This window comes from Sinomonas sp. G460-2, from assembly GCF_047759905.1.
Classification (GTDB): Bacteria; Actinomycetota; Actinomycetes; order Actinomycetales; family Micrococcaceae; genus Sinomonas.
The window spans coordinates 1-5,055 of the sequence record NZ_JBKZWT010000265.1; the positions used below are offsets into that span (position 1 = coordinate 1).

Sequence of the window (5,055 nt, forward strand, 5' to 3'; positions counted from 1 at the left end):
ACGCCGTGTTCGACCGCCTCGTCTACGGTCGGATTCGGGCGGTGTTCGGCGGCGCCCTCACCACCGCAGTGTGCGGCGGCGGGCCGCTGAGCCCCCAGCTCGCGCATTTCTTCCGCGGCGTCGGCGTGCCCGTCCTCGAGGGCTACGGGCTCACCGAGACCACGGGGCCGTGCGCGGTCAACACGGCGGACAACGTGCGAGTGGGGAGCGTCGGGCGGCCCGTGCCGGGAACCTCAGTGCGCCTTGCCGACGACGGCGAGATCCTCGTGCGCGGCATCGGAGTCTTTGGGGGCTACCACGGAGCGACGGAGGCCACGGTGCTCGATGCGGATGGCTACTTCGCGACGGGGGACCTCGGCCGGCTCGACGCCGAGGGATTCCTGACGATCACGGGGCGGAAGAAGGACCTCATCGTCACGGCAGGCGGAAAGAACGTGGCACCAGAGCCGCTCGAGGAGATCCTCCGCGAGAGCCCGCTCGTCGAGCACGCGATCGTCGTGGGCGAGGGCCGGCCGTTCGTCTCCGCGCTCATCGTCCTGGACCGGGACGGCCTCGCGATGTGGTGCCGCGATCACGGGCGCGAGCTCGACCTGCGGGCCGCCGCCTCCGACGCCCAGGTGCTCGGGGAGCTCCAGGCCGCGGTCGACGCCGCGAACGCGCTCGTCTCGCGCGCCGAGAGCATTCGCAAGTTCGCCGTCGTCGGCCTCGAGCCGAGCGTCGAATCGGGGCAGCTCACCGCCTCGCTCAAGCTGCGGCGCGCGGTCGTCGTCGCGGACTGCCGCGACGACATCGAGACGATCTACTCCTGATCGTCCGCCGCGAGCTCGGCGTCGGCGGCCTCGGACTTCCGCTTGGTGGGCCAGGCGAAGATGATCGTGAGCGAGCTGACCACGAGCACGAGCACGCCGATCACGATCGCCGAGTCCATCCAGAATTGGGCCGGGAAGAGCCGGATGAGCGTGTCGGAGAGCTGGAACGTCCAGGTCCCGTTCGCGAAGAACAGCCGGTGGAAATCCGTGAAGAACGTCTGCCAGCCCATGATCGCGAAGACCGCGAGGCCGAGAACGAGCACGAACGTGACGATCGCTCCCGCGAACAGTCCCCGGCCGAAGGCACCGCGGCGCTTGCGCAGCACGAAGTACACGACCACGAAGAACGCGAGCAGCACGGCACCGGCCGCGTAGGCGGTGAGGAAGACGAACTTGACGTCCGCCATGTGGCCGACCTCGCCGTCCGTGAAGAGCGGGCTCCCCGACGGGAGCTGGAGGTCGCCGAGGTAGCGGCGTCCGGCGAAGTTGGCCAGATAGTCGAGCGCGTACGAACCGTACGTGAGGCGGTCGTCGACCGAGAATCCGTAGCCGTCGCCGGGGAAGCCCGGGCGGAAGTATTCGAGCCACAGGAACGCGGGCGTCGCGACGGCGCGGACCGCCCCGATGAGCAGCAGGAACGGCAGGAAGATGGCCATGAGCACCTGGAGGACCCGGGGGGCCACGGGCTTCGCCTTCGCGGCCGCCTCGCGCTGCTCCGTCCGGCGGCGGACCTGGTCCTCCGGCGGACGCACTTGGAGCGCGGACGTTGGCGACTGCTCGCGGAGACTCGGGGTGGACGCGGCACTCACGGGCTCAGGGGCACCGTTGGCCGCCTTGGCTTCGTGGGAGGACTCGGGCCCGGAACCGGGCTCCTCCGAGCCGCCCCGCTCCCCGTCCGCGCGGTGTGCCGCTGAGGTCGAAGCCGTGGACGTCCGCATCCACTCGAAGGCGGGCTCGTCGGTGTCTTGGGAGTCGTCCAAATTCACCTCCGGCTTCAGCTCATGCCTGTCTTCCGTCACGTCCATCATCCACCCACGCCTCTGACGGGCCGCCCCAGGGCGAACCCATGTTCGATCTGTCCCTGTGTCCCACGGTAACCGGTCACTCGCCCGAGCGTGGTCAGGAGGCCGGGCTGTGGCCGAAGCGTTATCGGCCTTCGCGGCCCGTGGCGCGCACGATCAGCCGTTCGCGTATTGGGACCACGCGATGTTCCAGTCGCCGAAACCGTCGTCGAAATTGGCGAAGTCGCCCTGCGTATTGATGATCTGCACCACGTCCCCCGTGGTCATGTTGTTGAACACCCACGCGGCGCCGTCGGGACCGAGCCCGATGCAGCCGTGCGAGACGTTGGCGTTGCCGAGGTAGGGAATCGCCGTGTCAGTGGCCTGGTGGATGAACTCGCCGCTCGGGGTGAGGCGCGTCGCATATTCGACGTCGAGCTCGCCGTAGTTGGCGGGATCGCCCGGCTTGAGCCCGATCGTGGCGGCGACGAAGTGCGCCTTGCGCTGCTTCTCCATGAGCACGAGGTAGCCCTTCGCGGAGGGGAACCGCGTATCGCCGAGGGTGGCGGGCCACGTCTGGACCTGCTGGTCGTTGATGTACGCGGTGAACGTATGGTCCTGGGCGTCCGCGACCGCGGTGCGCTTGTCGCCGATGTGCACGGTATTTGTCTTCGAGAAGTTGCCGATCTGGCCGTTCCCGAGGTCCACACCGAACAGGTCCATCTTGACCGTGATGGTGCTGTGCGCCGCCCAGTACTGTTCGGGCCGGTAGCGCACCATCGTGTCGCTGTACCAATGGAACGCACCGGCCTGGCCGGAGCTCGACGTGATGGTGATCGCCTTCTCGACGGCCTTCTTGTTCTTCACGGGCTCGCTGAACGTGAGCTGGATCGGCTGCGCGACGCCCACGTTCATGCCGTCGAGCGGGTACATCGCCGCGTCGGCCTCATTCGCGGTCGAGACGGTCGCGAACGTCGACGTTGCGGTCGAGGTCCGCCCGGCGCCGTCGAGGGTCGTGTAGCTCAACGTGTACGTCGCGTTGAACGAGAGCGGATCGCTCGACGTCCAGACGGAGCGGCCCGCGTTCAGCGTGCCCTGCACGTTCTGGCCCGTCGACGAACGCAGGCTCACGTTGTCAAGCGTGCCGTTGGCCGCGGTGACGGTCACGGGCGCGGAGGGATTGACTTCCTTCGCGCCCGTCACGGGCACGGTCTGCGCCGAAGCGGGGGCGACGACGGGATACGCCGTGCCCGGTTGGGTCCGCACCGCGGTCGCGGCCTCCGAACCGATGGGGGAAGCCTGAAGCGGGCCGACGGCGGCAAACGTCCCGCCGAGGCCGGCGACGGCGAGCACCGCGACGAGGCCGATGACCTTGCCCCGGCGCGTGCCGAGCCATCCGCCAAGCCAGCGGCGGCCCACCTTGCGGCGCCCGTCCTCGGGCCTGTCCCCCATGATTCGCATGGAGACAATGCTAAATCAGTAGCGGTAGTGATCCGGCTTGTACGGGCCCGCCACGTCGAGGTCGAGGTAGTCGGCCTGCTCCTTGGACAGCTCCGTGAGCTCGACGCCGAGCGCGTCGAGGTGCAGCCGCGCGACCTTCTCGTCGAGGATCTTCGGAAGGACGTAGACCTTCTTCTCGTACTCGCGCTCGCCCACGGACTGCTCCCGCTTGGTCCAGAGCTCGATCTGGGCGATCGTCTGGTTCGCGAACGAGTTGCTCATGACGAACGAGGGGTGGCCCGTCGCGTTGCCGAGGTTGAGCAAGCGCCCCTCCGACAGCACGATGATCGAGTGCTCGCCGCGGGCCTCGCCACCGTCGTGCGCCGCCTGCGCCGGGAAGACCCACTCGTGGACCTGCGGCTTGATCGCGACCTTGCGGACGCCCGGCAGCTTCGCGAGGCCCGCCATGTCGATCTCGTTGTCGAAGTGGCCCACGTTGCCCACGATCGCCTTGTCCTTCATCGCGGACATGTGCTCGGCGCGGATGATGTCCTTGCCGCCCGTCGTCGTGATGAAGAGATCGCCCTCGCGCACGACGCTCTCGAGGCGAACCACCTGGTAGCCGTCCATCGCGGCCTGGAGCGCGCAGATGGGGTCGATCTCGGTCACGACGACGCGCGCGCCCTGGCCGCGGAGGGCCTCGGCGGCGCCCTTGCCGACGTCGCCGTAGCCGCAAATCACCGCGACCTTGCCGCCGATGAGGACGTCCGTCGCCCGGTTGATGCCGTCCGGGAGCGAGTGCCGGATGCCGTACTTGTTGTCGAACTTGCTCTTCGTCACGGAGTCGTTGACGTTGATCGCGGGGAACAGGAGCTTGCCCTGCTCGGCGAGCTGATACAGCCGGTGCACGCCCGTAGTCGTCTCCTCGGTGACGCCGTGGATGCGCTCGGCGATCCGGGTCCACTTCAGGGGATCCGCCGCCTGGCCCGCGCGGAGCACATCGAGGATGATCCGGTACTCCTCGGGGTCCTCCTCCGTAGGCTGCGGGACTCCCCCGGCGGCCTCGAACTCAACACCCTTGTGGACGAGGAGCGTCGCGTCGCCGCCGTCGTCGAGGATCATGTTGGGGCCGAGCTCGGGGTCCTCCGCCGCGCCGGGCCACGTGAGGATCTGCTCGGCGGTCCACCAGTACTCCTCGAGGGACTCGCCCTTCCACGCGAACACCGGCACACCCTGCGGGTTCGCCGGCGTTCCCGTCCCGACGACGATCGCGGCCGCGGCCTCGTCCTGCGTCGAGAAGATGTTGCACGAGGCCCAGCGGACCTCGGCGCCGAGCGCCACGAGCGTCTCGATGAGCACGGCCGTCTGCACGGTCATGTGCAGCGAACCGGCGATGCGTGCGCCCTTGAGCGGCTGGGACGCCCCGTACTCCGCACGGAGTGCCATGAGGCCCGGCATCTCGTGCTCGGCGAGGCGAATCTGGTGGCGGCCGGCCTCGTGGAGGGAAATGTCGGCAACGCGGTAGTCGAGGCTCACTTAGGACTCCTGGTGCAGGACCGGCGGAAGCAGCACGGGAATGCCGTCCTCGATCGGGTAACGCGGAACAGTGCCGTCCGGACCCGGGGCGCTCGCCACGAGCTCGTCACCCTCTTGGACCAGGGCGGAGCCGGTCACCGGGCACCGCAGGAGGGCAAGAACGTCGGAGCGCAGCACCGGAGAGCTGAAAGACGGCATGGATCCCAGACTACATGGCACTCCCGCAGAAACCTCCGGCGTCGCCGGGCCCCGGCCCTGCTCGCCTAGAG

Annotated in this window: 5 protein-coding genes; 1 reads left to right on the plus strand and 4 read right to left on the minus strand. The window is 68.8% G+C overall.

All coding sequences use genetic code 11. The features are described from left to right. On the plus strand, positions 1-809 hold an 809-nt coding region (locus tag ACLN58_RS17590), incomplete at its 5' end, for an AMP-dependent synthetase/ligase (protein WP_415856541.1). On the opposite strand, the gene ACLN58_RS17595 is transcribed toward ACLN58_RS17590, so the two are convergent. From ACLN58_RS17595 to ACLN58_RS17610, 4 genes are all read right to left on the minus strand, one after another. After that, the gene (locus ACLN58_RS17595) at positions 800-1,834 is read right to left on the minus strand and encodes a TIGR01906 family membrane protein (protein ID WP_415856545.1); all 1,035 of its coding nucleotides are present in this window, start codon (positions 1,832-1,834) and stop codon (positions 800-802) included. The genes ACLN58_RS17590 and ACLN58_RS17595 overlap by 10 nt on opposite strands. Positions 1,835-1,987: 153 nt before the next feature. Further along, on the minus strand, positions 1,988-3,271 hold the full coding sequence (locus tag ACLN58_RS17600; protein ID WP_415856542.1) for an Ig-like domain-containing protein: 1,284 nt from the start codon (positions 3,269-3,271) through the stop codon (positions 1,988-1,990). Positions 3,272-3,286: 15 nt separating this feature from the next. Beyond that, the gene (gene ahcY, locus ACLN58_RS17605) at positions 3,287-4,786 is read right to left on the minus strand and encodes an adenosylhomocysteinase (protein ID WP_415856543.1); all 1,500 of its coding nucleotides are present in this window, start codon (positions 4,784-4,786) and stop codon (positions 3,287-3,289) included. Then, positions 4,787-4,984 (minus strand): Trm112 family protein, encoded by a 198-nt coding sequence (locus tag ACLN58_RS17610; RefSeq protein WP_415856544.1) that lies wholly within the window; start codon positions 4,982-4,984, stop codon positions 4,787-4,789. Between the last annotated feature and the right edge of the window lie 71 nt (positions 4,985-5,055).

What these genes read in the sequence shown, in the direction of transcription:
- ACLN58_RS17600 (WP_415856542.1), bottom strand. Translation starts at nt 3,271, where the DNA reads ATGCGAATCATGGGGGACAGGCCCGAGGACGGGCGCCGCAAGGTGGGC.
- ACLN58_RS17610 (WP_415856544.1), bottom strand. Translation starts at nt 4,984, where the DNA reads ATGCCGTCTTTCAGCTCTCCGGTGCTGCGCTCCGACGTTCTTGCCCTC.
- ACLN58_RS17595 (WP_415856545.1), bottom strand. Translation starts at nt 1,834, where the DNA reads ATGGACGTGACGGAAGACAGGCATGAGCTGAAGCCGGAGGTGAATTTG.